A 26,178-nucleotide genomic window follows, 5' to 3' on the forward strand; every position below is an offset into this window, starting at 1 on the left:
AAAGTCTGAAGCCATGCCATCGAAACACATTCAGCCAGAGGGTTGGGCACCTGCAAAGGGATACGCAAATGGTATGCTGACCAAGGGCCGGACGTTGCATGTCGGCGGTCAGATCGGCTGGAACAGGGACCAGGTGTTCGAGTCGCATGATTTCATCGGCCAGATGGAACAGACGCTCCAGAACATTGCCGAGATCGTTGCCGAGGCCGGCGGCGAGGTGACGGATATTGTGCGGTTGACCTGGTTCATCACGGACAAGCGCGAATACCTGGCGCGCCAGAAGGAAGTCGGCCAGGCCTACAGGCGCGTTTTCGGTCGGCACTTTCCGGCCATGTCCGTCGTGGTGGTCGCGGGTTTGATCGAGGATGAGGCCCTGATCGAGATCGAGGCGACCGCTCAGCTCGACTGAACCGTCCCCGAGCCATAGGGTACGGACCCATAAATGAAGCCGATTTGGCGGCAGAAATGGCAAAATCTCGCTAGAAAACGTGCGCAGAGCGGGCTTTATGCCCGGTCAAGCGCGGTGACGCTGCGAGGTGAAGCCATTTTGCCGTCCTCCGGATTTGGCCGTTTCGGCCATCTGCATCGTCGCGAAAGGCTTAAAAATGAACCACATTTCCTGCGCTTTCGCTCCTCGCAGCTGGTCAAAACGATCCAAACCAAATTGACTTCATTTATGAGTGCGTACCCTAACCCTTAAGCGTGATCGTCTTCAGGATATCGGAAACACTCTCGCGCATTGCCGGCATGGTCGATTTCAGGATCGCCAGCCGGTCGAACACCTCGGGCTGCTCTGCAAGCGTTTGCCGGAGTGTCCGGCCGAAGGTCTGCCGCAGCTCGGTTCCCAGATTGAACTTGCACACCCGTGTTTCGCGCGCCAGCCGCTGGCGGACCTCTGGCGGGATCCCGCTGCCGCCGTGCAGGACGAGCGGCTTCGACGTCACCGCCTCAATCGCCCTCAGGGCATCGAAGTCGATCCCGTCGGTCTTCTCTGTCTGCAAATGCACATTGCCGACCGACACCGCGATCGCATCGGCGCCGCTTTCCCGGTCGAACCGTGCCGCTTCCTCCGGATCGGTGAAAGCCGACGCTGCACCCTGCGCATACCCCACATAGCCGACCTCGCCTTCGACCGAGACATCGGCCGCATGGGCTTCGCGTACGAGCCCTGCCGTCAGTTCGATATTCTCCGAAATCGGCAACTTGGATCCGTCGAACATCACGGAGGTGAACCCGTGGTCGATCCCCGCCCGGCATTCGTCCACGGTGTAGCCGTGATCGAGATGGCAGACCACAGGCACATTCGCCTGGTCGGCAAGATGGCGCATCATCTTGCCGATCACCGGAACCGGCGTATGCGCGCGGCATCCGGGACCGGCCTGCAGAATGACCGGACACCCGGCCTCTTCGGCGGCTTCGACGAAGGCGACCGCATCTTCCCATCCAAGCACCACGAGCCCGGCCAGCGCATAGCCGTCACTGAGCGCAGGTTCGAGAACCCCGGCGAGTGTCGCGGCTGTCATTTGAACTTCGCGATCATGTCCTTGATGCCGGGAATGGTCTCGATCTGCCAGGCGTGATCGGGCTGGAAAAACTGAACCAGCGAACGCTGCGAAAGCCCGCCCAGAATGGTGAAATAATACATCTCGTAGCCCGGCGCGACCACACAGGGGTGGTAGCCCTTGTCCAGCACGATCGTCGAGCCGTCGACGATGTGGTAGGCGTCGCCCACCTCGCCGTCCTCACGCTGAACGAGCTGCATGCCGAAGCCCTTTTTCGGGCGGAAGCGGAAATTGTAGGTCTCGTCATGCCGGCTCTCTTCCGGGATCCGGTCCGTGTCGTGCTTGTGCGGCGGGAAGCCGGACCATCCACCCTGCCCGACCGTGAACAGTTCCGACACGAGCAGGCGTCCGACCTTGTCGTGATACTTGGTGCCGAGAATATGCTTGATCTTGCGATGTGTCTTGGTGTCGTCCGATCCGTACTGGACCAGGTCGATATCACTTGCGCGCACATCGAACGGATCGAGCACCTTGTCGTATTTCGCACCGGCGATGAACACCTCTGCCTCATCACTCACGCACACCATGCGTGCCTTTGCGCCGCTCGGCACATAGGCACCTTCCGGCTCTCCGTCCCAGACGTCTTCGCCGCGGTTTCCGAGCGCGGCAAACGCTACCCCCTCGACATCCACATCGACGCTGCCGGTTGCCGGCACGATCGCGGTCTCGTAGCCGGGCACGGCATATTCGAAGGCCTGCCCCCGGCTCAGCTTGACGATGTTGAAATAATTGAGCGGAACCCGGCTGTCCTCGACATCGATAATGGCCTTGTTCTCATTGTCATAGGGAGGAAAGTGCATGGAATTATCTCCTCAGGACTGTGGGGCTGAGTGATTGGAAAGAAAGGTTTCGAGTTCCGGCGGGGTCGGCATGGCAGGTGCACATCCGAATTTCGACACCACCATGGCCGCAGCCGCCGAGCCTCTCAGGACGGCATCCTGCAGCGAATGCCTGTTGGCAAGCGACGCCATGAGCGAGGCCATGAAGGCATCGCCCGCGCCCATCGGCTTGAGAGCCTCCACGGGGAAAATGCCCGTTTCGAAACTCCCTTCGGCGGAGTAGACGACCGAGCCGCGCTCGCCGAGTTTGTAGATGATCACCTTGTCGCCCGATCCGAGCTCGCGCGCAAGATTCTGACCGTCTGCATGGGTGCCGTTGGCGACGACCGCGAACTCGTCATCGTTTCCGACCACGAAATCCGCGGTTTCGATCGCGGCGCGATAGATCTCGGCGGCCTCCAGCGCGCTCGGCCAGGAATACGGCCTGTAGTCCAGATCGATCACGACAAGCGCGCCGGCCCTGCGCGCATGTTCCATCGCCCGCAAGGTCGCCTCCCGCGACGGATTTCCGGCAAGCGCCGTACCTGTCACGATCAGCGCTTCATAGTCGGCGAACGGGACCGCAAGCACCTGATCGACACTCATCAGAAGGTCGGAGGCATTGTTGCGGTAAAGCGTGTTCTGCGTGTTTTCGATCCGGGTTTCTGTAACGGCAAGCGAGGTCCGCGACTCGCCACCCAGGACACGCACGTGATCGGTTCCGATACCGTAGTGCGCGAGCTGGTTCAGCACGAACCGGCCGATGGAATCGTCGGACACGCAAGTGAGAAGATCGACCGAAAGGCAATGCCGCGCGATCCCGGCGGCAATGTTGCCTGATGACCCGCCAAGCGCGGTGGTGAATTGCGCGGCATGCTCGGCTTCCGTGCCCGGCGGATCGGCATAAAAATCCATTCCCGCGCGCCCGAGCACCAGAAACCTTGATTTCGAGTTCAGGTAGGCAGACACGGTCAGACGCCTTTTCTCTGCGGCGCGCGTCCCGCTTCCCAGTCCGCGTGTGCCTGCCGGACCCGATCACTGTTGGAGACTTCGGGTGTGCCGACTTCCCACCACGTATGGCCTTCCTGCGTCCAGCCATCGAAAGCATCGACCTTCAGCGAAATGACATAGGTCCGGTCCGACTGCTTGGCACGTGCGAATGCTTCTTTGAGTTCGCTGATCGAATGAACCGTTTCCGCATTCGCCCCCATGGAGCGCGCATGTGCCTCGAAGTCGACGGCGAAGGGTTCGACGGCCAGTCTGCAGTCGGCAATGAGATTGTTGTAGGATTCGTTGCCGGTGTTGTTCTGCAGCTTGTTGATCACCGCGAAGCCGCCATTGTCACACACGACAACGATCATCTTCGCACCGGACAGAACCGAGGAATAGATATCGGAGTTCAGCAGCATGTAGGAGCCGTCGCCGACAAAGATGATCGTGTCCTTGTCCGGATGGTCCTCCATGTGGCCGAGCCGTGCACCCCAGCCTCCGGAAATCTCGTAGCCCATGCAGGAAAAGCCGAATTCGACGTCGACGCTGCCGATGGATTTCGTGCGCCAATTGGCGGTCACTTCCGCCGGCAGCCCGCCGGCCGCCGCAACGACACGGTCGTCCGGATCGCAGACGTCATTGACCGCGCCGATCACCTGGGCATAGGACATCGGACGGTTGCTGCCGTCTTTCGTTACCGGCGAGGTATTCTCGTCGACATAGGCCGCCCAGTCCGCCCGCTCTTTCGCGGCCTGCTCGACCCATGCGCCAGGCGCCGCAAAGGAACCGAGCGCCTCGGAGAGGACCGGAAGCGACAGTTTCGCGTCGCCCACGACGGGGAGCGACATGTGTTTGGCCGCGTCATGCCGTCCGACATTGACCGCTATGATCCGGGCATCTGCCGCGAACGCCGTCCACGAACCGGTGGTGAAATCCTGAAGGCGCGTGCCGACGGCAAGAATGACGTCGGCCTCCTTGGCCAGATTGTTGGCGGAATTCGATCCCGTGACCCCGACCGGGCCGCAGTTCAGGGCATCGTCATGAACGAAGTTGGCCCGCCCGGCAATGGTCTCAACCACCGGGATGTTGTGCTTGCGCGCAAAGTTCTGCATCTCGGCGGTTGCCAGCGAATATTGCACGCCGCCACCGGCGATGATTAGCGGGCGCTCAGCGGTCTTGAGCACCTCCGCTGCCACAGTCAGTTCGCGCGTGTCGGGCAGTTGCCGCCTGAGATGGTGCGTCTTTTCCTCGAAGAACTTTTCCGGATAGTCATATGCCCATCCCTGCACGTCCTGCGGCAGCCCGAGGAAAACCGGACCGCAATCCGCCGGATCGATGAGCGTGTTGATCGCCGCCGGCAGCGACTGCAGCAACTGCGCCGGATGCGTGATCCGGTCCCAGAAACGGGTCACGCTCTTGAAGGCATCGTTGACCGAAAGGCCCGGATTGGACGGATGCTCCACCTGCTGCAGCACGGGGTCCGGCAGGCGTGTGACAAACGCGTCGCCGGCCAGCATCAAGAGCGGCAGGCGATTGGTATGCGCGATCCCGGCGGAGGTCAAAAGGTTGGTGGTTCCAGGTCCGGCCGAGGAGGTTGCGAACATGAACCGGCGGCGCAGCTGCTGCTTGGCATAGCCGACCGCAGCCATCGCCATGGACTGCTCGTTCTGGCCGCGCCACAGCGGCAGCTCTTCCCTGTGTTCGTAAAGCGCTTCGCCGAGGCAGGTCACGTTGCCGTGCCCGAAAATGCCGAATCCCCCTGCACAGAAACGCTGCCGTTGCCCGTCGATTTCGACGTATTGGGCTGCCAGGTAGCGAACAAGAGCCTGCGCCATTGTCAGGCGCACCGTTTTCTGGACCATAGGCCTCTTTAACCTCCCGAAACGGATTTTTTGTCTGCGCCCCGAGGGGCTCTTGACTGTGAAAGCTAATGGGTGTTTAGCTGTTTTGCAAGCGGTTGCAAAAATGGATCAAAAACGAATGGAAACGCGCGAGATTGGCATCGGCATCATCGGGGGCGGTTACATGGGAAAAGCCCATGCCGTTGCCATGCATGCCGTCGGCGCCGTGTTCGACACGCGGCTGCGCCCCGTCCTGGAAATGGTCTGCACGACCACGCCGGACGGCGCTGCAAGGAAGGCGCGCGAACTCGGGTTCAAACGGTCGACCTCGGACTGGCGCGCGCTGGTGCGCGACCCGAAGGTCGAGGCGATCGTGATCGCCTCCCCGCAGAAAACCCACCTGGAAATCGCAACGGCCGCGTTCGAACTCGGCAAGCCGGTCTTCTGCGAAAAGCCGCTCGGCGAGAACCTGCAGCAGAGCCGCGACATGACGGCGGCCGCCAGGGTGTCCGGCTGCGTCAACATGGTCGGCTTCAACTACATCAGAACGCCGGCTTCCCAGCTTGCGCGCGAGATCATCGAAGCCGGCGAGATCGGCGACGTCACCTATCTTCGCGGCGAACACACGGAAGACTTCTTCGCCGATCCGGATCTCCCGGGAACCTGGCGCGCGCAGGGCCGCGCCAACGGCAACATGGGCGATCTCGCGCCCCACATCATCAACGGCTCCCAGGCCCTCGCAGGTCCGATTGATCGTGTGCTCGCCGAGATCGACACTGTCGTCAAGGAGCGCCCCTCTGAAAGTGGCATGGTGCCGGTTACCAACGATGATCAGGCGCAGCTCATGTGCCGCTTCGCTTCCGGAGCGCTTGGCTCGCTTTACATCAGCCGCACCGCCTGGGGACGGAAGATGGGCTATGCCTACGAGATCTTCGGGACGAGAGGCGCAATCCGCTTTGACCAGGAAGATCAGAATGCGCTCTGGCTCTATGAAGGCGGCCAGAACCCGTCGCGGGAAGGGTTCCGCAAGATCCTGACCGGTCCGCATCATCCCGACTATGTCAATTTCTGCCTGGGAGCGGGACACGGAACCGGCTATCAGGACCAGATCATCATCGAGGCCAAGGACTTTCTGACGGCCATAGAAACAGGACAAAACATCTGGCCCGCCTTCGAGGACGGCCTTTATGTAAACCAGGTCGTGGAAGCAGCCTGGCAATCGCACGAATCCAAAAGCTGGATCAAACTCGACGACGTCTAGGCTCCAATGCCAGGCTGTCTATTCTGGATGCATTACATGACAATCAAGATCGGAAACGCGCCCTGTTCCTGGGGTGTTGAATTCGCAGACGATCCACGCAATCCGTCCTGGCTGACGGTGCTGGATCAGTGCCGGGACGCCGGCTACAAGGGCATCGAACTCGGCCCGGTCGGCTTCATGCCCGAAGATCCTGCCGAGCTGGGAGACGCGCTCGCCGAGCGGGATCTGGAACTGATCGGCGGCGTGGTTTTCCGTCCGTTCCACGACCCCGCCGCGTGGGACGATGTGAAGGACGGATCTGTCCGCACCTGCGAAGCGCTGAAAGCCCATGGCGCCAGGCACCTGGTCCTGATCGACAGCATTTCGCCGCGCCGCGCACCGACCGCGGGCCGTCCGGCCGAGGCCGAGCAGATGTCCGCCTCCGAATGGACCGGCTACTGCGCCAAGATCCGGGACATCGCCAGGATGGGTACGGAGGAATACGGCCTGATCACGGCCATCCACCCGCATGCCGGCGGCTTCATGGACTTCGAGGACGAGGTCGAGCGCCTGCTGAACGAAATCGATGAGAGCCTCTTGAAGATCTGCCTCGACACCGGCCACAGCCTCTATGCCGACTTCGATCCGCTGGCCTTCATGGATCGCCACATGGAGCGGATTTCCTATATGCATTTCAAGGACATAGACCCTGAAGTCCGTGCCCGGACCGTCGCCAACCGCACGGATTTCTACGAGGCATGCGGCGACGGGATCTTCTGCAATCTCGGCAAGGGGTCGGTCGATTTTCCGGCCGTCAAGGCCAAGCTGGAGGCAGCCGGGTTCGAGGGCTGGTGCACGGTGGAGCAGGACTGCGACCCGGAAAAGGCGCAGTCTCCGCTGGACGATGCCCGCGAAAACCGGTCATTTCTGCATTCCATAGGATTTGAGGTCGCAGCATGAGCAAACTCAGATGGGGTATGATCGGTGGCGGCCAGGGCTCCCAGATCGGCCCGGCACACCGCATCAGCGCGGCCCTCGACGGCCATTTTCACCTGACGGCCGGCGCTCTGGACATCGATCCGGCACGCGGCAGGGCCTTTGCCGCGGAGCTGGGCATCGCCGAAGATCGTGCCTACGGCAACTGGCAGGAAATGCTCGAAGCCGAACGCACACGGCCGGATCGGCTCGATCTGGTTACCGTCGCCACGCCCAATGCCACGCACTACGAAATCTCGCGGGCTTTTCTGGAAGCCGGATTTCACGTCCTGTGTGAAAAACCGCTGACCATGACGGCCGAAGAGGCGGAACATATCGTTGCGGTTTCGAAAGAGACCGGCAGGATCTGCGCGGTCAATTACGGCTATAGCGGCTATCCGCTGGTGCGCCAGATGAAGGCGATGATTGCCGCTGGCGAGCTTGGAGACATTCGTCTCATCAAGGCGGAATTCGCCCACGGCTTTCATGCGGATGCGGACGAAGCCGACAATCCGAGGATCCGCTGGCGTTACGATCCCGAGCAGGCCGGGACGTCGGCCGTGTTCGCCGACGCCGGCATTCATGCTTTCCACATGGCCTGCTTCGTCTCCGGACAGACGCCGGCCGAACTGTCGGCGGACTTTGCCTCCATGGTCGGCGACAGACAGCTGGAAGACGACGCCATGATCAACATCCGTTTGTCTGAAGGCGCCCTCTGCCGGCTCTGGACAAGCGCCATTGCGGTCGGCCGCATGCACGGCCTGACCCTTCAGGTGTTTGGCGAGAAGGGCGGTCTTTCCTGGCAACAGCAACATCCAGAGCAGTTGCACTGGACCCCGCTCAACGGACGGACACAGGTTCTGGAACGCGGAGATGCCTCCCTGTCGCCCCAGGCCGTCCGCGCCTCAAGGATTCCGATCGGGCATGCGGAGGGCATGCCGGTGGCATTCGCCAATATCTATCACGATCTCGCCGATGTGCTGCGCGCGGAACAACGCGGCGAGGAGCCCGATCCGCTTGCAATGGACTTCCCTTCGGCAATGGACGGATTGTGGTCGATGCGCGCGATCGAAGCCGCAGCGCAGTCAGCCAGATCCAGGGGAGCCTGGGTCGGGCTCTGAAGGTCTGTTCGAGGCGCGGCTAGCCGGTTTCAGGAATGGGACGCAGCGAGCCGCGCTCGACGACAGAGCAGGGAAACAGGCGGATTTCCGGGCTCCGGTCCGGATTTTCCACCATGCCGACGACCAGTTCGACCGAGCTCATGATGATGTCGCGGATGGGCTGTCTGATCGTGGTAAGCGCGTAGGCGTCCCAGCCGGCCATGCCGATATCGTTGAACCCAAGGAAACCGATATCGTCCGGGATGGACTTGCCTGCATCGCGGGCGGCATCCATGGCGCCCATGCAGATGAGATCGTCGCCGCAGAAAACAGCCTCGATGTCCGGGTTTTCAAGAACGTTCCGCATCGCGTCGCGGCCCGCCTTGTAGGTGTAGTTTTCCGCAAAGCAGACCTTGGCGACCTTCAGCCCGAGTTCACCCGCCGTGCGTTGAAACCCGGCGGCCCGGTCCTGCGTCGACGTTGCCGTCTCAGGCCCGCCGAGCAGGGCGACGGTTCGATACCCGCGCTCTGAAAACGTCCGCGCCGCCATGGCGCCGCAATAGTCGTTGTCGATGCCCACGACATGGACATTGGCGTTCGCCTGGAACTTGCCGAAGGTATGGATGACGGGAATACCGGCCATCTGGAAGGCAATCGCGAAGCTCGTCGGCAAGGTAGACGTTGCCACGATGACACCGTCGACGCTGTATTGACGCAGCAGTTCGACAACCTTCTTCGGAGAGGTCTCCGCGGACAGATTGACGAGGAGCGGCCGAAGCTCGCGTTTCTGCAATTCGCTGGTAAACAGGTCGAACACATCGAGAAACGCGGGGTTCTGGAAATTGTTCGCGACAAGACCGATCAGTTTGGTTCTGTTGGTCGCAAGGCTGCGGGCAATCAGGGACGGTTTGTAACCGAGTGTCTTGGCCGCCTTCTCCACCTTTTCCCGTGTTCGTGCCGACACGCTGGCGCCGTCCGTAAACGTCCGGGACACAGCTGAACGGGAAACGCCCGCCAGTTCCGCGACTTCCTTGAGTGTTACCGCCAAGCCCTTTGTCCAACCAGATCGTTCATCTGGGCATCGAACCTACACGAATGTCCTGACGCGTCAATTTTTTTGCAACCGGTTGCAAAGTTTTTGAGATTGTGATTGTTTGAGGTCAGGCACGTCTCACTTTGCACAAAGTGAGGCGTCGAGCCGTGAACTTGGGAGGAAATACATGAAGAATATCGTGAAAAGTGTCCTCGTGGCAGGTGCCCTTGCCGTGTCTTCGCCCGCATTTGCGACGGACATCATTGTTGTGTCGCATGGTCAGGCGAATGATGCGTTCTGGTCTGTTGTGAAGAACGGTGTTTCGCTTGCGGCCGAGCACACGGGTGCGAATGTGGACTACCGGGCTCCGGAGACGTTTGACATGGTGGCCATGAGCCAGCTGATCGATGCGGCCGTGAACCAGGAGCCTGACGGGCTTGTCGTGTCCATTCCCGATGGGGATGCGCTCGGGCCGTCGATCCAGCGTGCGGTCGAGGCCGGCATTCCGGTGATCTCGATGAACTCCGGCTCCGATGTTGCCCCGGGTCTCGGCGTGACGCTTCACGTCGGCCAGTCCGAGTATGACGCGGGCGAGGCGGCCGGCAAGAAGCTGGCCGAGATGGGCGGCAAGAAGGCCGTGTGCGTGAACCACGAAGTGGGCAACGTCGCGCTTGACCTGCGCTGCGAAGGCTTCACCAAGGGCTTCGGCGGTGAGGTGACGGTTCTGCCGACCTCCAACGATCCGGCCGAGATCGAAGCCAAGGTGGCCGCGGCCCTGTCGTCCGATGAGGACGTCGACACGGTCATGGCGCTGGGTGCCAGCACCGCCGGTGAGCCGACCGTTGCCGCTGCCAAGGCCTCCGGCCGGGACCTCAACGTGGCGTCCTTCGACCTGTCCGCGAACTTCCTGCAGTCCATCGTTGACGGCGATGCCGCCTTCGCGATCGACCAGCAGCAGTTCCTGCAGGGCTATCTCCCGGTCGTGTTCCTGGCCAACAATGCGGCCTACGGCCTGATGCCGGGCGGCAACGTTCCCTCCGGTCCGAACCTCGTCACCAAGGACAAGGCGGCCCAGGTGATCGATCTGTCCGCCAAGGGCATCCGCTAAGCGCGTGCCGCTGGGCAAATAACAAACAGAACAAGGGGGCGGCGCGCCCGCGCGCCGTCCTTCCATGAAAGGGAGGCAACAATGAGCGACGCCGCTCCGACAGATGCAGACGAACGGGTCAAGAAGGAATCGTTCTTCTCCAAACTCATGAAGAAGCCGGAACTCGGCGCGATTGCGGGCGTGATCCTTGTCACCCTGTTTTTCCTGGCAACCGCCGACGAGGCCATGTTCAGCCTGTCCGGCATCATGAACTTCATGACCCCTGCGGCCCAGCTCGGCATTCTGGCCATCGGCGCCGCCATGCTGATGATCGGCGGCGAGTTCGACCTGTCGATCGGCTCCATGGTTGCCTTTGCCGGCCTGTTCTTCGCCGCCTGCGTCGTCACCTGGGGACTGCCCCTGGTGCTGGCCATTCCCCTCACCTTCGTCTTTTCCGCCTGTGTCGGCGCCATCAACGGCACCATCGTGATCCGCTCGGGCCTGCCCTCCTTCATCGTCACCCTGGCCTTCCTGTTCATCCTGCGCGGGCTGTCCCTCGTCGGCCTCAAGTGGGCCACCGGCGGCGCCACCCAGCTGCGCGGTGTCCGCGATGCGGTCGAGGGCGACTGGCTCGCCCCGTTCTTTTCCGGCGATGCCTTCGGCGGTCTCTTCAACTGGCTGGCCACCAACGGCATCGTCGACACCTTCAAGAGCGGCGCGCCCAAGGTTCCCGGCATTCCGGTCGAGATCCTCTGGTTCATCCTGATCGCCCTGATCGCGACCTACATCCTCCTGCGCACGCCCGTCGGCAACTGGATCTTCGCCGCCGGCGGCGACAAGACCGCCGCCTCCAATTCCGGTGTTCCGGTCAACCGGGTCAAGATCTCCCTGTTCATGCTGACCGCCTGCTGCGCCGCCCTGGTGGCCATCATCACCGTCATGGATGCCGGCTCCACCGATGCCCGCCGCGGCTTCCAGAAGGAGTTCGAGGCCATCATCGCGGCCGTCATCGGCGGCTGTCTGCTGACCGGCGGCTACGGCTCGGCCATCGGCGCCTTCTTCGGCTCCATCATCTTCGGCATGGTCGTCATCGGCCTGACCTACACCAACTTCGACCAGGACTGGTTCCAGGTCTTCCTCGGCTCCATGCTGCTCATCGCCGTTCTGTTCAACAACGCGATCCGCAAGCGCGTCACGGGGGAGCGCTGACATGACCCAGGACACCAAGTTCCATCACGGCGATGCGCCCGAGTTCGAACCCATCATCCACATGGTCGACATCGAGAAACACTTCGGCAACATCATCGCCCTGGCCGGCGTCAGCTTCGACGTCAGGCCCGGCGAGTGCCACTGCCTGCTCGGCGACAACGGCGCCGGCAAGTCGACCTTCATCAAGACCATGTCCGGCGTGCACCGGCCCACGAAAGGCGAGATCTTCTTCGAAGGCAAGCCGCTCAGCTTCGCCACCCCGCGCGATGCCATGGAGGCCGGCATTGCCACCGTGTTCCAGGATCTGGCCATGATCCCGCTGATGAGCGTGACCCGCAACTTCTTCATGGGCCGTGAGCCGACCAAGGGGCGCGGCCTGGCCAAGCGCTTCGACGTGACCCGCGCCAACGAGATCACCATGGAGGAGATGCGCAAGATGGGCATCAACCTGCGCGGTCCCGACCAGGCGGTCGGCACCCTGTCGGGCGGTGAACGCCAGACGGTCGCCATTGCCCGCGCGGTCTATTTCGGCGCAAGGGTCCTCATCCTCGACGAGCCCACCTCCGCCCTCGGCGTGCGCCAGACCTCCAACGTGCTGGCCACCATCGACAAGGTCCGCAAGCAGGGCGTCGGCGTCGTCTTCATCAGCCACAACGTCCGCCACGCCCTTGCCGTCGGCGACCGCTTCACCGTCCTCAACCGCGGCAAGACACTGGGAACCGCAAAACGCGGCGAGATCACCCCGGAACAGCTCCAGGACCTCATGGCTGGCGGACAGGAAATGGCACAACTCGAAGGATCCCTCGGAGGAACCGTTTAGGAACGCCTCCCGGATGCGCGCGGCCCGCTGGGTCTGCACGCATCCGGCGCCCATGCTGATCGGGCAGCTTTCACGCGGCTTTCAGGTGTTCCTGGACGGGGATGGTCAGGATGAACACCGTGCCTTCCCCCCTTTCCGACGCACAGGAAAGCTCCATGCCGTTTTCCCGGGCAAGCTCGTAGCAGACGGACAGTCCGAGACCGTGACCGTCGGATTGCGCGCCTTTGCGATAGGCTTCGGCAAAGTCGCCGATTTCCTCCGCGCTCATGCCCGCTCCCGTATCAAGCACGCACAATTTCAGCTCGTCCCCGCGTGACAACACACCGAAGAGCACCTTGCCCTCGTCGGTATACTTCACCGCATTGGAAACAAGATTGCTGACGATGCGCATGATGATCAGAGGCGGAACGGAAACGCTTTTGCTCGACAGGACGCGCCTGAGTTCGATGCCCTTGGACACCGCTTCTTCGCGGAACATCTGATAAACCGTGTCGAGCACAAGCGACAATTCGTAGATTTCCGCCTCGCCTTCGGTGGCCGGATCGCCGCTTCCGTCTTCGGTATCCGCGACGTCCTCCGGATCATCCCCCGACGGCTCTGACACCTCACCCGGGGTCGTCTGGCGGAGATAATCGTTGGAGAGCGCCTCGATATAGTCGAAGGCTTCTTTCAGGCGGCTCCGGATTTCGGGCTCCAGATCGGCGGCCAGACTGTCGACATTCATCCGCAGGGACATGATCGGCTGCTTCAGATCGTGGGACGCGGTGGCGAGCTGTCTTTGCCGCAGGCTGGCCAGCTCGCGCGCCCGCGTGTAGTTGCGCTCGGCGACCAGCAATTCCTGGCTGCGCCGGGCTTCTGCTTCGAGTGCGGAGAGTTCCGCCTGCACCGCTTTGGAATGCTGCCTGCGAAGATTGATGATATGCGCGGTGAGACCAGTCATGGTCGCGACCAGCAGAACGGAGAAAACGCCCTTCACCGCCGTGGAGACCGGGATGATCTCCGCCCGGCTGCCTGCCACCAGCAATGCGACAAGCCCGGCGCCGAGCACAAACCCGGTAACGGCGATCAGCGTACCGGCCAGATGGATCTCTCCCTGCTTCCGGCGCCAGACACCGCTGGAAACAACCATCGCGACGAACATCAGAACCAGAAGCCCATAGCTGAACAGCGCCGAATAGGGGCCCGGCGAATAGAGCGAAATGACGAAGCCCGCCACCGACAGGAGGCTCAGGGCGGACAGTGCCACCGACAATCGCGTTTCCCCGTCTTCTCCCCTCACCGATCGTCCCGAAATCAGGAAGCCCGTTCCCGACAGCGCGAACAAGAGGAAGAAGCCGATCGCGGACTGGAGATCGGGCCGCTCGGGATAGAAGAAGCGGAACCACAGGCCATCGATATAGGCGATCAGGGCAAGGCCGACGGTGAACTGGATGGCGTAGAGCATGCCGATCCCGTTCTTCATCGCCAGGTGAAATCCAAAAAAGAAAACCAGGCTGGAAATGCAAAAGGCATAAAACGCCGTATGCGTGATCCCGGAAGCGAAGGCGGACGCTTCCAGCTCCGACGGGGTTTCAAGCGCCATCCGGAACGACTGGAACGGACCGAACTTGAAGTTCACCAGCAGGGTCACCTGCTCCTGCGGCGCGATTTCGAAGACTGGCGTCCGCAACCGTGTTACGGAGTGATCATCAGCCCTGAACGGCTCGAAGATGGAATAGTCGATCAGCGCTTCGGTAAAACCGCTTTCCCGGATCAAGTAGACATCCACTTCGCTGACGAGCGGAAGATCGACCACGAGCACGAACGGGTCTGCCCCGCGGCCATCGTCGATCGTGTCGTTGAAAATCTCCGTCCCGGCCCACGCCTCCGGTGCATAGTTCCATTCCAGCATGGTTGTCTGCAAATCCGGGCCGAACGCCCCCGCGCGGTAGAGCTTCAGGACTTCGCCGAGCGATTTGGACGGATCGCTGTGGTAGGTGAGCTGGCTCTTGAGATCCGCAACACCTTGCCCCGGCGCGAGAAAAACGGTCTCCGCCCGCGCAAGACCCAGGGCGGCAAGAGCAAAAAACAAAGACAAAACAATGCGGAGCGAACTGGTCATTTCCCGAAAGGCATGTCAGGGTTATCCGTGTTTCTAAAAGGATCTTGGGTCGTGAACGAACAAAAATATAACGCCATCATTGCCGATGATCATGCAATTGTTCGGGCCGGACTTAAAGATGCTCTTGAAAAACCGGGATTGATCGAACCGGACGGAATTCATGTCGTCGCGGAAGCGGGGGACGGGCTCAGCGCGATCGCGGAAGTCCGCAAGCACAGGCCCGACCTGCTGCTGCTGGACGTATCCATGCCCATGGCCGGGGGCGTGGAGGTCCTGGTGGAAGCACGGCGCTGGTCGAAAGAAACACGGGTCGTCGTGCTGACCGGCATCTCGGCTGTCGGGCTCGTCTCCGATCTTGTGGAGGCCGGTGTCGACGGCCTGTTTTCCAAGGCCTCCGACAACACGGAATTTTACGAGAAACTCCCCGGCATCTTGCGCGGTCAACGGCACATCTCGGAGTATTTCCTGCAAGTGCTCCAGGAGACACCGAAGCCGCCGGTCCTGACGGACCGGGAGCGCCAGACGCTGAACATGATCCTTGCCGGCAGGTCCAACAAGGAAATCGCCGAAGGCTTCGGCATCAGCATCAAGACCGTCGACAAGCACCGCACCAGCCTCATGCAGAAACTGAAGGTGCATTCTGTGCCGCAACTCATTGCCCGTGCGCTCAAGGAAGGGCTGATTGACCCCTCCAGGGAACTGTGATCCCGCGCCGGAGACTGGGGCATCGACCCCATGGTTCCGGGACCCGGAAAGCGGGATCATTGCCGAAACAACCGGACGAAGGACAATCGCCATGACGCGCAGAACACTGAAGACCCTGTCGATTGCGGGATGTGCAGCGCTCATCGCGCTTTTTCTTGACTTGCCTTTGACGGGAGAGGCCCTGGCGGATGAGGGCGACGGCTTTCGCGACATCCGGGTCGCGCCCGGTGTTGCCGTTGCCGACGACATGATCGATGTGATCCTGCCTTTTCTGCAAGGGCACCCGGAACGGGACGAGGGCAACGGCGGCATGCAACTCGGCATCCGCAAGGAGGATGGCGGGTACCTCGTCAATATCGTGCTGACGGGCTATCTCGATGACAGCCTCTATGGCGAGCATTATCGCGGGTTCGTCATCCCCCTCCCGGATGACCGCTGGGAACTTGCGGCCATGTCCGTGAAGCCACTTTGCGCCCGGGGGCAGATCATTGATGGCTATTGCGGCAGCACACCTGCCAATGAACGTATCCTGGCGCAGGACGTCGCCCCGGTCGGTCCAAAAATGTGCGTGAACGTTGCCGGCGATGACACGCTCAACCTACGTGCCGGACCCGGAACGCGCCACCGCGTCGTCGGCGCGCTTGCAAGTGGCAATTGCCAGGTTGAGCTTTTCGACATCTGCGAGGGCAGCTGGTGCCAGGTGCGGTGGGGCCAGGTGTCCGGCTGGACAAATACCCGTTATCTTGGCGCTCCCAACTAGTCTAGTGTGCCGCGAAGCATTATCTGAATTCAACGCGAGAAGAACGACAGTCTGCCTGATGTCCAAACAAGGCTTCCAATCGACCGGTTTCTTTTCTCCAGGTCTTCTGGCCGGAAGCCTTGTGGTATTCGTTTCCGCATGTCTGGCCTTCGCGCAGGACACGCCCAAACCGACATTCCTGGAAAGCGGCGACAATGATCTCATCCGGTTCCAGATGGGCGGCCTGCCGACAGGACCGGTCTCCGGAGCGCGCGCGCTGTCCGGCAGGATCAGCGAAGCCGTCCCGGTGATCAGCCCGGCGACCGCGCCGGAGGCCCTGAAAGAGGAAGGCGTAGCCGAACAGGAAAGTGCTGCCTTGGCGCAGCAACGCGCCGAATTGGCCAAACGCGCTGACAGGGCATCTGCAGAACCCGTGAGGACATTGGTTCCGGCGCCACCTGCCGGTCTTTCGGCCGCTCCGAAATCAAAGCCGCATCCCGCACCCGCCCGGACCCGGCAGAACTCTGTCGAGGTGGGATCGTCCGCCGCCCTGTTCGACAGTGCTGCACCGGATGTGTCGGGGTTGGCACCTGCGAGCGGCCGGGAAGCGGAGAGCCGGGCGTTTGCCAACACGGTCCGCGCGGCACCTCAGGAAGTTGCAGAACCGCAACCGGTCCTGTCCGATGCGGTCAATGCGCGCCTCGTTACCATATGCCTGAACAACCCGGATGATGCCAATGGTGCCAAGGCTTTCGACATCCGCCGGGAGGGACCGCCGCGCTACGTGGCCGATATCGGCGCGTCCACCTGCGCCAGGTTCGAACCGACGCGGCACACACTGTATCTCTGGAAGACGAACGACATCGGCGCTTTGTCACTGATCGTCTCAAACAGGCTGGACCTGAACGGCGAGGACGGCACCCAGGTGACCCTCGACTGGCTGCGGGACCAGTAGGTCCCCAAAAGAAAACCGGCGGACAAGGTGATCCGCCGGACGAAGGGGTTGATTTCAAGGGTCAGCGTTGCGCCACCTCCGCAAGCCGCACCAGGCTCAGAAACTCGGACCGGTAGCCGAACGGGTCAACCCCGCGATTGGCCCGGGCGAGCGCTTCGACGTCCTTGAAGCTCCAGTCTTCCAGATAGTCGCTGCCCTTGAGCAACTGGCCGAAACCGGCAACCGAGGCGGCAAAAAGCGTCTCCGCTTCCGGGATGTCCTTCGTGCTGACCGTAACGGGGGTTGTCACCAGCTTGCTTTTCTCCGCTCCGGGAGCCTTGTAGCGCAGCTTCACGTAAGCGAGCTCACCTTCGAAGGAGTGGGAAACGGGCTTTGCGGAGGGCACCTCGTTGCCGTAGCGCCGGTCTGCAAACTTGCGCGCGGGCGAGCCCACCGGCGTGATCTCGTAAAGCGCGGTGACACGATGCCCGGCGCCGATATCGCCGGCATCCACCTTGTCGTTCCTGAAGTCCTCGGTCCGCAATGCGCGGGTTTCATACCCGATCAGCCGGTATTCGCTGACACTTGCCGGATTGAACTCGACCTGGATCTTCACGTCCTGAGCGATCATCGAGATGGAACTGACCACCTGATCCACGAGCACCTTGCGGGCTTCCGAGAGCGTGTCGATATAGGCGGCAACACCCTGGCCGTTCTGCGCAAGGGCCTGCATCAGCTCGTCATTGTAGTTGCCGCGGCCGAAGCCGAGCACCGAGAGTGACGTTCCCTTCTTGCGCTGCTCGGAAATGTAGCGTTTCAGGCTCTGCGTATCGGCAAGCCCGACATTGAAATCGCCGTCGGTGGCAAGGATGACGCGTGTCTGCTCCCCCTCCCCGCTCATCTGTTCCGCAAGCGCATAAGCACCCTTCAAGCCTTCATGACCGGCCGTCGAGCCGCGCGAGGTCAAGGCATTGATCTTCTGCAGGATCAGCGACTTGTTCGAGGCCTTGGTGGGCTCCAGCAGCACACCGGCGCTTCCCGCATAGGTCACGATCGCAACCTCGTCCTCGTCCCGCAGGGACGACAACAGCAGACGGAAGGACTGTTGCAGCAGCGGCAGCTTGTTGGCATCGGCCATCGACCCGGATGTGTCGATCAGAAAAACCAGGTTCTGCGGAGGCAGATCGGTCAGCGGAACCTTGTATCCCTGGATGCCTATCTGCATCAGCCTTGTATGTTCGTTCCACGGTGTCTCCACGACGGAGACGCTCGTCCGGAAGGGAACCTCCAGGCTTTCCGGCACTGCGTAGTCGTAGCTGAAGTAGTTGATCATTTCCTCGACACGTACCGCGTCCTGGACCGGCAGGCGGCCACCGTTCAGATTGGCCCTGACGAAGGAATAGGACGCCGTGTCCACGTCGATCGAAAACGTCGAAACCGGGTCATCGGCAACCTGTTTCAACGGGTTCGTTTCCGCGCTTGCAAAGCGTTCCCGGTCCGGCTGCTGAAGGACGGGGCGGGACCTGTCATGGGACATGATCGCCTGTTGACCGAGCGCTTCATGCGCCACGTCGGCCTGTTGGCTCAAGCGGCGCTTGCCCTGACTGGAGTAGCCCTGGGTCGACAGTTGCCCGTTTGAATGAGCGGTGAGTGTCCTGATTTCGGCAGGCTTGGGCGCTGGTGCAAGCGCGGGTTCTGGTAACCTGTTTTCGCCGTCGGTCAATTGCGCCGGTGCTTCGGACCGCTCAGGGCCCGGCTCGACCGTTTCAGCCGGGTTCAGCCCGGTCACGACCGGTTTGGTGCGCTCGGCGAAAAATTCGGTCACGTCGAGGGATTGCGCGGCCAGCGCGACGAGAGCCAGCGTCACGATCGATGCCGAACCGATCAGGACGGCCTTGGGGAGATGTCTTTTACGTGTCATGGGAGCAGTTCCTCGGGCGGCCGAAGAAGCTGCAAAACGCGCAGTCCTGCCGCCGGTTGAAGGGAGAAAACGAAATTCACGGATGCACCGCCCCCCAGCCCATGAACACCATGGATTTGGCGATACCGGCACTGCTCATGTGCCGTTGTTCACTGCAAGTCGCTTGCCGGCGCCGACTGGGCCCCGGATGAGCGAGGTGCGTCTTGATCAGGCTTTGTGTCGGACCTTCCTTTCCAGTGCTGCGTTTTGCCCGCAGGTTCGCGCCGGGCGTTCGACGCGGGAAAGATGACGGAAGCCGATTTCATGCGGTATGGGGTCAATACCCCATATTGGCCGGAACCGGTGATCCGGCCCATCGGCACCTGTTATTTTTCGCGAGAGACGCCGAAAAGGGCCGGCCGGCCCGATTGCCGCGGATTTCTGCCGGAAAACGGCAGATTTGGTAAACAATATCTTCCGCGTGTACTTGCCTTTACACCGTGCTTTGTAATTGTATTTCTATAAACAATCGCTACATAAGTATCGCTACATTGATTGATATTCGGGAAGGGGCACATGGCGGATTTCAGCGCGCAAATTGAAAAATCCAAACAGGAAGTCGCTGCGGCACAGGCAAAGATCAGCGAACTGACGTCGAAGATCGAGACGGCAAGATCCAAGCTGGAATCCGGCGAGGATATTTCAATCGACATCGAAAACGCGACGCTGGACGACGTGCACTCTCACACCGAGCTCATGGGCGCCAATATCGCCGAACTCATCATGGGTCTTGACGATGTGACAGCGAACTTCTCCAAGGATTTCGACGCCATGCGCTCGAAAACCGGCTGGGAGAGTTTCATCGGTATCTTCTCCAAGGCGCGCTCCGACAGCATTCGCCAGGAACGCATGCGCAGCGCCAGCATCGACGACAAGCTGCAGGATCTGATCTCCAAGTCGAACGTGATCGGCCAGCTGCTGCAGGATCAGCTCAACACGCTGAATGAGCACAGCAAACGCGTTGAAGGCAATCTCAGCGAAACGCTCGGCCAGCGCGAACAGACCGTCGCCGGCCTGGAAAGCATCAAGAAGGAACTCGTGGCGATGGATCCGAAGATCATCGCCCTTGAGAACAAGATTTCGGTCGAAACGGATGCTGCGACGCGTACCAAGCTGGAATCGGAACTTGCGGAGCTGAACTCGGAATACAACCGGCTCGCGCAGGAAGAGCAGGTCAAGCTTGCCGAAAGCCAGACGCTCGAGCGCTACATCGAAAAGGGCAAGACCTGGGTCGACAGCCTCCAGAACCAGGCGGCAACCCAGATGGTGCTTATCAACAAGCTTCAGACGGACACCAAGCAGCGTGTCGTGCTGTATGACGCCCTGGTGAAATCGCTGAAGACCGCGCAGCAGCAGGACGTAGCGCACAAGATCAACGAGATCGGCGTTGCCACGGACAAGGAAGCGCAGTCCGCGATGGCGGCCATCGGCTCGGCGACGAACCAGCGTATGGCCGACATGATGGAAGCCCACGAGGATCACATGGTCTTTGCGCGCAAGGTTCTGGAAGAAAAGGCGAAATCGGATGAACGCTTCGCCCGCCGCTTCCAGCAGATCGTGGACAAGCACGACAAGAACGCCTACGGAGCCTGAGGGCTGAACGTTGGATCTGACCCTCGATCACAGAACCCTGGAAGAAGCGCATGAAACACGGCGCTACTTCGCCAAGTTCGAGCGCATCATCTCGCACGTGCAGGGCGTCGCGGACAGCATCGTGTCAGAAGACACGGCGCTCTACACCGAAATACCGATCCTGCAGGAGTATCTGCAGGCGCTTGCGGGCACCTTCACGGCGCTGTCCTACAAGTACCTGCTTGCAGGGCGCGTTTCGGACAAGATGCCCAATCTCCTGAGCATCGACCGCCAGGACAGCGGCTTTCCGATCTACCAGGAACTGCTGGAGATGGCCAACGACGCCATGCAGGCGGACAACCATCTCAGGTCCCTGCCCGAGATGCGCGATCTCAAGATCGCAATGGTGAACCATATTCTTCGCGAGCAGTCGTCGCCCGTAAATCTGCAGTTCGCCGCCTCCGAGCGCCAGTACTACGAGCAGTTGACCGGTGCCCCACTGTTCTGGGCGCGTAATGACCCGCGGATCACCTGGACGGGGAATGTCAGTGAGAAGCGCCGGAAGTACCGCGTGCACTGGGGGGTCTACGACAGTCAGCAGAACATACCGCTTATCTACGTCATGGACCTGGAAGACAGTGGCAGGCGGCCGCTGGCCAAGGACGAACGGCGATGGCCGCGCGTTCAGGGGCATCTGACGTCGCAGTCGTCGGCCGGCCTGAAACTCCTGACGATCGCGCGCGGCTTCGACCACGACTTCGATGATCTGCATCCCAAACGGCTGCGCCGGTTCTACGTCGGACCGATGTACAGCCACACGTTCACGCAGCAGTCCGGCCCGCTCCGGGACGTTCTGGCACAGGCGGGACAGACACCGGGCGAGGACTGGGCGCTGGCCTGGACCACCGAGACGCTGATCGCCTCGGGCACTGAAATGGAATCCACGGGCTTCTTTTCTTCCGTCGAACGGCAGGTCTACGACCTGGATCCGTTTTCGGCCAGCGGAGATGGCGCCCAGGAGGCGGCCGGACACACCAGCAGACGCCGTTCACTCATTCTCCCCCAGCGCCCTTATCAGGTGCTGGAAGAACTGAACCCGCCGGGGTTTAGCCAGATTCGCAAATATGCCGTCAGTCCAAGCGGCAAGATTCTCAGCTACAAATAGGTTTCCATCGTGACCGTTTCCAACGACCTTATGGAACTGAAGGAAGACAAGATCCTCGAGAAATACGCCGCTGCAGAAGCGCTGATCTCGGGTTTCGACCACACGCCGCGCATTGCCGCAAAGCGCGAACCGGATGTCGTCCGGGAACGCTCGCCGGGTCTCGGTACACGACGGCGTTTCCGGTCGACCACGCCCGGTCTTGTCACACGATCCACCGCCCGGCCGGAAGGCGTGCAGCTTGCCGAACGTGTGCTGGAAAGCGACGACGACGCGCTGACGACACCGTTGCAGGCAAGCGTCCTGCGGGCCCTGCGCCGGTCCCTGTCCGTCGCCCAGGTGATGTCGGATCAGTACGGGGAACAGACCGGGCTCTCCGATCTGAAGCGGGCCAATCTGGCCGGCACGCTGGACGCGTCCCAGAAAGACAGGTTCCAGCAGCTGCTCTCCGCGTCGGCCCTGATTTCGCTGCACGTCTTCGCCAACATGATGGACTTCCTGCTGTCCGGCATTGCAGCCGACACCGAGGAGAGCGAAATCCAGTGCGGCGAGGTCGAGGAAATTCTGCTCGACAACGACCAGCTCGCGCTGCACGGCGCGCTCTGGGAACTTGACCAGGAGATCGCGTCTGCCTCCATCGACACCGATGCACAGCTGGTCAGCCTGATCATGTCCTACTGTGAACAGTTGATGGAGAAGGTCACGCTCCGGGCCGAAGGCGTGGAGCTGCTGCAAGCCTTTTCCGACGCCCGCTACCGGGTCGAGGCCGACAATTTCGAGATCACCGGGTTCACACCGGCCGCCCGCGCCCGCTCGACAACGCTGGCAATGGCTTTCAAGAAACCGGAAGAGGTCGTCGGCAACCACATTGCCAAGTACCAGGCCATGAAACTCGCCAAGATGCTGATGGCCTACGACTTCGACCGCAAGCTCAACCCGTTCGCGGAGCTCGGCGGGTTCATCTTCACCTTCATGGGCGATGGCAAACCCGGAACCGGCAAGACCACGCTCATCCAGATGATGGCGGGCCTGATCAACGACTACTGCGCCAATGCCGGTTACGTCTTCCGCTATCAGAACCTGTCGACGGACAGCATCGACAGCTATCAGGGCAAGTCCGCGCAGAACGCGAAATCCTTCATCAGAAACGTGACGGATCCCAATGTCATCGGCTTCGGCACGATCGACGATATCGATCAGCTCGCGGGCAAGCGCGGTGACCGGCAGTCCTCGGCAGGGCAACTGGAAATCACCGCGGTCCTGATGGAAAGTTTTGCAGGCGCCAACACCGTGGTGCGCGGCAACTGCACCTTCGGCATGTTTTCCAACTACCCGGAGAATGTCGACGATGCGCTGCGCCAGCGGGCGGGCGCCCGTTTCCTCGTGGACGGTCCGCAGACCCGCGAGGACTATATCGACATACTTTATCTGCTGATGGGCAAGAACCACTCCATTCCCGTTGGCGACCACGATCTCTTCGAGGCGCAGGTAATCCAGAAGGCCGTGGCGGCCTCCTACGAAAGCCACGCGAGGCCGAAGGAAGATGCGCTGATCAAGGTCTTCGAAAAGGTCAGCGGCGGCATCGGCGACCTCGATACGATCGCGAAGATCGGCGCCTACCTGAAGGCGATCCAGGAAGCCGACGAACGCTTCACCGGACGGGCGATCAAGAACATCACCGACGCCGTCAAGGTGCGGGCCATGGATTTCGAACTGCCCGACGAATGGATGGAAAACCCCGACCTGTTCCTCCTGAAGAACTACGAGACCAAGAAGAACATGATCGCCGACCTGGCGCAGCCGATCACGGTCGACATGGTGATCCAGGAAATCAACCGCTACGCCGACAGCGAGTTCCGTTACGCCGACAAGTCGGACGAGGTCGCGATCGACAATGCGGTCCGCGACATGCAGCGCATGGAAGAAGCCAAGCGCCGTTACATGGAACAGTCACGCACATGATGAGGCTGGTCAAACACGGGCTGATGTACGGCAATCTCGTGGAGGTGACGTCCCCCTCCATGGTGAACCGCTACAATCGCGCGCTGGAGCATCTGACCGGCAAGCGAACGGCCTTGCAGGAATTCCATGTCGACATATCGGGCTTTTCGCCGGAGATCGGCGAAGAACTCGGCGACAATCTGTATCTCAACCCGAACGGATGCAATCGCCAGTTCATTCTCCTGAATGTCGCCCAGAAGACCGCGCCGCTTCTCAATGCCCATTTCTCGACATCCCGGTCGATCCTCAGACGGTTCATCGACGAGAATGAAGAGCAGCTGTTCGCGCTGTCCATTCGCGATGCGGTCGTCGGCGAACTCGTCAACACGGTGTTCTCGATCAGCTCTCCGCTCGATCTGTTCGACATCCGCTCGATCGACGTGGAAGCGGACACGGTTGGCGGACATGTCGAGGCTGGCGACGAACTCACGGAGAAGATCGACCGGTTCATGAGCGAACCGGACGGGTGGTGGGATGATGTCCTGATCGCCGAGATGGTGGAGCTGTCCAGGCACACGGGCGATATCATCCGGACACCGATTGCGCTCGAACCGCAAAGCTTCGAGCAAGGCAACTTCTACACGTCGCACTATGGCGGGCTCTACATTTTCCGCTCCGTGAAGCGAACGGCGTGCATCTCGGCAAGACAGCTCGACATCGTTGCCGACCTGCCGGTCAAGCACGTTCTGACTCTTGAGGACAGGCGCGAGATCGCCTCTTTCCTGTCCCGGAACAAGCTTGCCGAACCCATCGCCGGTGCGGGCAAGGCCCATGCCGAAAGCATCCTGAGACAAAAGCTCGATTTCATCGTCATCGATACGGCGGCCAACAACAACGAGGATCTGTCCGACGTGTCGCGGCGCGACCTGCGCGCCCTCAAACGCCGCTATCACAGAGACCTGCCCGACGCCTATCACGCGCTTGAGCGTTATGTCCGCGCCCTGTCGAAAGGCGGCAGGCCACCGCGCCTCAGCTATGACGATCCTGCCTATTTCTATTTGCTGCGGTCCGCGAACCACCGCGACAAGCAGCTTGTCAACATGCTGCTGGCGCAGCTGACGCCGCTCGACTTCCGCCAGCTCTTTATCTGTCACAAGGATGCGTTCTATGCTCACTACCAGGGCTGGAGCGATGCAAAGAAAACCTACGCGGCACAGTTCCTTGCCGAGGAATATGTCGTCGACAAGGTCGGCACGCGAACCGAACTGTTCGGCCCGGAACCCGGCATGAACGAGGACACCGATCCCGAGGATTACGGCTTCGGCAAGAACATGGGACCCTGGGGCGCCATTCCGCGGTATCGCGACGATGACGACGACGATGATGATGACGACGAGGACGACGACGACTGATGAAATACATTAAATGGATCGTCGGCATTCCCCTGGTGCTCGTTATTGTCCTGTTCGCGCATTACACGCTTCCGGGACGGGATGTCGTGCGCATTGTCGGCACGGACGTCAAGCGCATGGATATCGGGTCGTCATCGCTCTTCTGGGCCGCGCCGGATGCGGGAACGAATCCGAACTGGACCCGCGACGTCCGGTTCATAAACGCCGTCTGGCCGAACGGTGAGCCCAGGGTCTATCGCAACGAGGACACCGAATGGCGCTGGCCGCCCTACCTGAAGTTCAACAGCTCCAACGTCACCGCACAGGCGCAGGATCTGGCGAAGAAGGACGGGGAAGTCTGGGTTGCGGTCACGCACTATGGCTGGCGGATCCAGCTGTTCACGATCTTTCCGAACATCATCAGCATTCAGGAAGTGTCGGGGCCGAACGCGTTCCTGATCCCCTGGTTCAACATCATCTTCTTCCTTGTCCTCGCGGCCATCGCCTACATGGTCTTCCGCGTCGTCCAGGCCTTCAAGCGCAGGCGTATCGACCCGGTTGTCGAAAACATCGACGGCTTCATGGATGACGTCGGCGAAAACGCGGAACAGGCACGCGCCAAGGCGGAAAAACACGCGACGGCGGCCACGTCAGGCTTCCGGCGCTGGTTCAAACGCTGGTTCGGCTGACCGCCTTTCGTGCCGTCTGCCGGTCGCACATCTCCCAACCGCAGTCCATCGCAGTCCTTTCTGGAATACGCTGCCGAAGAGATGCTGCTGAGAAGCCAGCATAAGTCGGTCCGGTGTAAATTCGGAATACGGAAACGTTTCCCGGATTTGTCTTCCCGGTTTGCTGCGCAGCGGCAAGACCGTAATGACAAAAGGCTGGAAGAAGCCGTCATTCCGGACAAGTGCAGCGCTAGCTGCGCGCCGATCCGGAAACCAGATGTATTTCGCGCCGAAGGCGCGGCTTATTCTAGCCGTATCAACAAGAGTGTT

The 26,178-nt window shown here is 61.1% G+C and carries 23 protein-coding genes; 16 read left to right on the forward strand and 7 right to left on the reverse strand.

The annotated features are described in order from the left end of the window. Positions 1-13 precede the first annotated feature (13 nt). On the forward strand, positions 14-409 hold the full coding sequence (locus tag ACO07N_RS02590; protein ID WP_421979529.1) for a RidA family protein: 396 nt from the start codon (positions 14-16) through the stop codon (positions 407-409). 33 nt (positions 410-442) lie between these two features. Further along, a complete protein-coding gene (locus tag ACO07N_RS02595) occupies positions 443-700 on the forward strand; it encodes a hypothetical protein (protein WP_421979530.1) in 258 nt (85 codons plus the stop codon). Here the strand turns inward: ACO07N_RS02595 and ACO07N_RS02600 are convergent. The 4 genes from ACO07N_RS02600 to iolD are packed head-to-tail and all read right to left on the reverse strand — an operon-like array spanning position 690 to position 5,232. Further along, positions 690-1,523: a class II fructose-bisphosphate aldolase gene (locus tag ACO07N_RS02600; RefSeq protein WP_421979531.1), complete on the reverse strand. Its 834-nt coding sequence runs from the start codon at positions 1,521-1,523 to the stop codon at positions 690-692. The genes ACO07N_RS02595 and ACO07N_RS02600 overlap by 11 nt on opposite strands. Beyond that, positions 1,520-2,362 (reverse strand): 5-deoxy-glucuronate isomerase, encoded by an 843-nt coding sequence (locus ACO07N_RS02605; RefSeq protein ID WP_421979532.1) that lies wholly within the window; start codon positions 2,360-2,362, stop codon positions 1,520-1,522. Before ACO07N_RS02605 ends, ACO07N_RS02600 begins: the two co-directional genes overlap by 4 nt. Positions 2,363-2,374: 12 nt before the next feature. Then, positions 2,375-3,349: a 5-dehydro-2-deoxygluconokinase gene (iolC, locus tag ACO07N_RS02610; RefSeq protein ID WP_421979533.1), complete on the reverse strand. Its 975-nt coding sequence runs from the start codon at positions 3,347-3,349 to the stop codon at positions 2,375-2,377. Between the two features lie 2 nt (positions 3,350-3,351). Then, complete coding sequence (iolD, locus tag ACO07N_RS02615; protein ID WP_421979534.1) at positions 3,352-5,232, reverse strand: 3D-(3,5/4)-trihydroxycyclohexane-1,2-dione acylhydrolase (decyclizing); 1,881 nt, start codon at positions 5,230-5,232, stop codon at positions 3,352-3,354. Between the two features lie 103 nt (positions 5,233-5,335). Between iolD and ACO07N_RS02620 the strand changes: the two genes are divergently transcribed. Genes ACO07N_RS02620 through ACO07N_RS02630 form a run of 3 tightly spaced genes read left to right on the forward strand, consistent with a single transcriptional unit; the run spans position 5,336 to position 8,547 of the window. Next, positions 5,336-6,472: a Gfo/Idh/MocA family protein gene (locus ACO07N_RS02620; RefSeq protein WP_421979535.1), complete on the forward strand. Its 1,137-nt coding sequence runs from the start codon at positions 5,336-5,338 to the stop codon at positions 6,470-6,472. A gap of 36 nt (positions 6,473-6,508) precedes the next feature. Beyond that, on the forward strand, positions 6,509-7,411 hold the full coding sequence (locus ACO07N_RS02625; RefSeq protein WP_421979536.1) for a TIM barrel protein: 903 nt from the start codon (positions 6,509-6,511) through the stop codon (positions 7,409-7,411). Continuing rightward, positions 7,408-8,547: a Gfo/Idh/MocA family protein gene (locus ACO07N_RS02630; RefSeq protein WP_421979537.1), complete on the forward strand. Its 1,140-nt coding sequence runs from the start codon at positions 7,408-7,410 to the stop codon at positions 8,545-8,547. The genes ACO07N_RS02625 and ACO07N_RS02630 overlap by 4 nt, the downstream gene beginning before the upstream one ends. Before the next feature lie 19 nt (positions 8,548-8,566). Here ACO07N_RS02630 and ACO07N_RS02635 read toward each other — a convergent pair whose 3' ends face one another. Next, on the reverse strand, positions 8,567-9,574 hold the full coding sequence (locus tag ACO07N_RS02635) for a LacI family DNA-binding transcriptional regulator (protein WP_421979538.1): 1,008 nt from the start codon (positions 9,572-9,574) through the stop codon (positions 8,567-8,569). Between the two features lie 172 nt (positions 9,575-9,746). On the opposite strand from ACO07N_RS02635, the gene ACO07N_RS02640 reads away from it, so the two are divergent. The 3 genes from ACO07N_RS02640 (at position 9,747) to ACO07N_RS02650 (ending at position 12,675) form a co-directional block, all read left to right on the forward strand. Beyond that, positions 9,747-10,667, forward strand: a complete 921-nt coding sequence (locus tag ACO07N_RS02640; protein WP_421979539.1) for a sugar ABC transporter substrate-binding protein — start codon at positions 9,747-9,749, stop codon at positions 10,665-10,667. 81 nt (positions 10,668-10,748) lie between these two features. Then, positions 10,749-11,855 (forward strand): ABC transporter permease, encoded by a 1,107-nt coding sequence (locus tag ACO07N_RS02645; RefSeq protein ID WP_421979540.1) that lies wholly within the window; start codon positions 10,749-10,751, stop codon positions 11,853-11,855. A gap of 61 nt (positions 11,856-11,916) precedes the next feature. Continuing rightward, positions 11,917-12,675 carry an ATP-binding cassette domain-containing protein gene (locus ACO07N_RS02650; RefSeq protein WP_421984370.1) on the forward strand — a complete coding sequence of 253 codons (759 nt, stop codon included), beginning with the start codon at positions 11,917-11,919 and terminating at the stop codon, positions 12,673-12,675. A 70-nt stretch (positions 12,676-12,745) separates the two neighbouring features. On the opposite strand, the gene ACO07N_RS02655 is transcribed toward ACO07N_RS02650, so the two are convergent. Next, positions 12,746-14,746 (reverse strand): ATP-binding protein, encoded by a 2,001-nt coding sequence (locus ACO07N_RS02655; protein WP_421979541.1) that lies wholly within the window; start codon positions 14,744-14,746, stop codon positions 12,746-12,748. An 81-nt stretch (positions 14,747-14,827) separates the two neighbouring features. On the opposite strand from ACO07N_RS02655, the gene ACO07N_RS02660 reads away from it, so the two are divergent. The 3 genes from ACO07N_RS02660 (at position 14,828) to ACO07N_RS02670 (ending at position 17,175) form a co-directional block, all read left to right on the forward strand. Further along, on the forward strand, positions 14,828-15,481 hold the full coding sequence (locus ACO07N_RS02660) for a response regulator transcription factor (protein WP_319383878.1): 654 nt from the start codon (positions 14,828-14,830) through the stop codon (positions 15,479-15,481). A gap of 91 nt (positions 15,482-15,572) precedes the next feature. Further along, complete coding sequence (locus ACO07N_RS02665; RefSeq protein WP_421979542.1) at positions 15,573-16,241, forward strand: SH3 domain-containing protein; 669 nt, start codon at positions 15,573-15,575, stop codon at positions 16,239-16,241. Between the two features lie 58 nt (positions 16,242-16,299). After that, entirely contained in the window at positions 16,300-17,175 is an 876-nt protein-coding gene (locus tag ACO07N_RS02670; protein WP_421979543.1) for a hypothetical protein, read from the forward strand. A 61-nt stretch (positions 17,176-17,236) separates the two neighbouring features. Here the strand turns inward: ACO07N_RS02670 and ACO07N_RS02675 are convergent, their stop codons facing one another. Then, a complete protein-coding gene (locus tag ACO07N_RS02675) occupies positions 17,237-19,075 on the reverse strand; it encodes a vWA domain-containing protein (RefSeq protein ID WP_421979544.1) in 1,839 nt (612 codons plus the stop codon). A 555-nt stretch (positions 19,076-19,630) separates the two neighbouring features. Here ACO07N_RS02675 and ACO07N_RS02680 point away from each other — a divergent pair. From ACO07N_RS02680 to ACO07N_RS02700, 5 genes are read left to right on the forward strand one after another with little or no spacing between them, the layout of a single operon-like run. Next, entirely contained in the window at positions 19,631-20,707 is a 1,077-nt protein-coding gene (locus ACO07N_RS02680) for a hypothetical protein (RefSeq protein ID WP_421979545.1), read from the forward strand. A gap of 10 nt (positions 20,708-20,717) precedes the next feature. Then, entirely contained in the window at positions 20,718-21,851 is a 1,134-nt protein-coding gene (locus ACO07N_RS02685; protein WP_421979546.1) for a hypothetical protein, read from the forward strand. Positions 21,852-21,860: 9 nt separating this feature from the next. After that, positions 21,861-23,810, forward strand: a complete 1,950-nt coding sequence (locus tag ACO07N_RS02690; RefSeq protein WP_421979547.1) for an ATP-binding protein — start codon at positions 21,861-21,863, stop codon at positions 23,808-23,810. Further along, positions 23,807-25,201, forward strand: a complete 1,395-nt coding sequence (locus ACO07N_RS02695; RefSeq protein WP_421979548.1) for a DUF6638 family protein — start codon at positions 23,807-23,809, stop codon at positions 25,199-25,201. Before ACO07N_RS02690 ends, ACO07N_RS02695 begins: the two co-directional genes overlap by 4 nt. After that, on the forward strand, positions 25,201-25,869 hold the full coding sequence (locus ACO07N_RS02700; protein ID WP_421979549.1) for a DUF1523 family protein: 669 nt from the start codon (positions 25,201-25,203) through the stop codon (positions 25,867-25,869). Before ACO07N_RS02695 ends, ACO07N_RS02700 begins: the two co-directional genes overlap by 1 nt. Positions 25,870-26,178: the final 309 nt, after the last annotated feature.

Source organism: Roseibium sp. (genome assembly GCF_965229775.1).
Taxonomy (GTDB): Bacteria; Pseudomonadota; Alphaproteobacteria; order Rhizobiales; family Stappiaceae; genus Roseibium.